Origin of the sequence: Helicobacter sp. L8 (assembly GCF_003660355.1) — a bacterium.
Lineage (GTDB): Bacteria > Campylobacterota > Campylobacteria > Campylobacterales > Helicobacteraceae > Helicobacter > Helicobacter labacensis.
Genome location: NZ_QXQR01000042.1, coordinates 1 through 2,625 on the forward strand (window position 1 = coordinate 1; position 2,625 = coordinate 2,625).

The 2,625-nt window shown below is 43.4% G+C and carries 1 pseudogene; it reads right to left on the minus strand.

From position 1 onward, the window contains the following. Positions 1 to 2,625, minus strand: a pseudogene (locus EAO37_RS08935) (hypothetical protein); the annotation flags it as partial.

Consider the following 2,625-nt stretch of genomic DNA (forward strand, 5'->3'; position numbering starts at 1 on the left):
GCCCCTTTAGATTCCTTGGGCGTATACTTAGCTGGGAACACCGCATTAGCCTTTTGCCCATGCATTTTCTCCCACTTGGCAATGAGCTTTTCATACAAGCCTTTAATTTCTAAAAGCTCTTTTTCTTGTTGGGTCTTGAGTTTCTGCATGTGTGCCAAACTTGCACGCATACCCGGGCTAACCGCTTGTGAATCTAACTTTTCTATCTTTTGGATCATCTCCTCCATTTTGGCAACTTGTTCGTACATGAGATAATCGTTTGCTCTTGCTAGCCCGGGTTCTATGTTCACAAGTGTTTCCTTGGAGAGGTTGTGGATAAAGTCCTCATCATCGATGTAGTTTTTCAATGTGGCGATGAGGCTTTGGTTATTTTCGCCACGCGCGGTATAATCATGGATGATGTTGTCGATAAACTCGCTTTCAAGGGCTTTTACTTGTTTCTTTCTAGGCTTAGAAGTGTCTTTAAGGGGGGTTGTGCTATCTTTAGCTTCGCCCTTTTGAGCTAGATGCCCATGCTCAAACCCTTTGGGGCTTGTAGATTGGTCGAAAGTCTCTACAGGGGGGCGTTTATACTCGTAAGCCGTGATGACCCAATGATTATCCCCCTCTTTAAACCACCCTTTAGACAACCCGACTCTAAATTCCCCTTGTGCTGTGGGTTCAAAAATGGTTTTAATGCCTGTGGGGCTAGTCCTAAGCGCGCCATTTTGGATTAAGTGCTCTAGCCCATTAACTAATTTTTCTTGGGGTGTATTGCCCTTAAAGCCTTTAAAATCATCTACATGCTTTGCTAGGATTTTCTCTAAGCCTATACCCTTATCTTTTGCTCCCCACACCAGATCAATATACCCCAACCCCTCTTTATAAAACGCCCCGGCTACTTGCCCGCGTTTTTCTTTTAAAAGCTTAGCTACCGCTTGTGCGCCTTTGCCTGCATATTCGGCAAAGTTTTCGCCAAAGGCGGGATTGGCTAGAATGGCTTTTGATCCACGCTGATCTAAAAGCATTTGCCCGCCTTTTTTGAGCGCGTCATCTACCTTTTTAAAGGTTTTAAAATCCCCAAAATGGGCTACATGCCATAAACCTTCTTTGTCCTCTCTCAAGTCTACAAAAGTCTTTACCCCCCACTTTTCTTCTCTAGCAAACAAATACCCTTCCTGTGTTTTAAGCACCACACTAGGGCTATCTAAAACATTTCTTAGCCTTAAAAACTTGGAATAATCTCTGTGATAAACTTCGTAAAGGGCTTTTTGGGAAAGTCTTGGCGTGTTCTCTAGTGCATTGCTAGGGGTGTAGTAGCCCTCATGGCGTTCTAAGGCATAAGTCTCTTTTAAGTTATTATAAAAATTCTCCTTGTGTCTTAAAAGGTTTCTAAGCTGTTCTGTTTCTTGTAACGCTCTTCCCCAACTTGTCCGAATAGGCACATAGGGGAACTTAATTTTTGCAACCCTAAACTTAGGCGCAAGCTTAGGATCAAGCTTGGGGGGCTCTTTGGATTCAATTTTAAGCGCTGTTGTGCTATCTTTGATCACACTATCTAAAGGCTTGTCAATGGATTCATCTATTCCCTTACCCCCGGTTAAAATCTCGTCTTTTTGGTTTAATACAGAGTCGGGGCGGTTGTATGCTATATCTGCCCCGGGTGAAGAAGGCATGTTTGAATTTGACTTTAAGGCTAAATCTTGGGAGTCGTTTAAGTCTATGGAGGACTTTCTGACTAATACAGACTTTTCAGAAGTGGCGTTTTTATCCGAACTCAAGGCAAAAGAAGTTAAAGCATTGATATCTAAATCTAAATCTTGAGCGATACGCTGACTCTCTCTAACTAACTCTTGTATTTCTTCCTTGCTCAAAGTCGGATTAACTGCTTGTTCTCTTAAAATGTGATAAATCTCGTCTAATCTTTTCTTAATATCCCAACTTTGGGCGGTGTGTAATTGTATTTCACTGCCTACCCCATTGTATTCAAATTGCACATGGATACCCTTGTATCCACTCTGGCGGTGGTGTAGCTCTGTAATAGGGGTGATACCCTGACTCTCTAAAGTGTCTAAAATGCGCACCAACTGGCTATCTAATTGGCTTTTATCTGGGGCAATAATAGCCCCCCTCAAATAATCATTAATGCCACTTATATCCCCCCTCTTACGCTTAATCTTGCTCTCAATGCTTTCTACACTCTTTACAATATGGCTAGCCTCTAACTGGCTACTAGGCTGGGCTAACCCCTCTAAGAGTTGTTTAAAGTCTGCTTCTTGCTCTTGAGCCTTGTTAAAAAGCGCGCTGGCTTGGGCTTGGTATTTTACATCTTTACTAGGCGCGCTTGCTTTTAATTCCTCTGCCTTAAGAATAGCGCGCTTTATCTGCTCGGGGCTTAAGCGCGTCGCTCTGCCCTCCTGTAAAATTTGCGCTGCGCTTTTAATATCCTCTTTGGAAAAAATACGCTGTTCCACCCCGCTTTTAAAAGGCAAAGCTAGGGTGATTTGCTCCCTCCTCCACTCTATCATCTTTAAGGCTTCTTTAGAGCTCAAGCCCTTAGCGTGCGCGTCTTGGACTAGCTGCGCCGTGCTCTTATACTCTAGCAATTTAGCCGGGTCCAACACCTCTACATCTATAATCTCCACC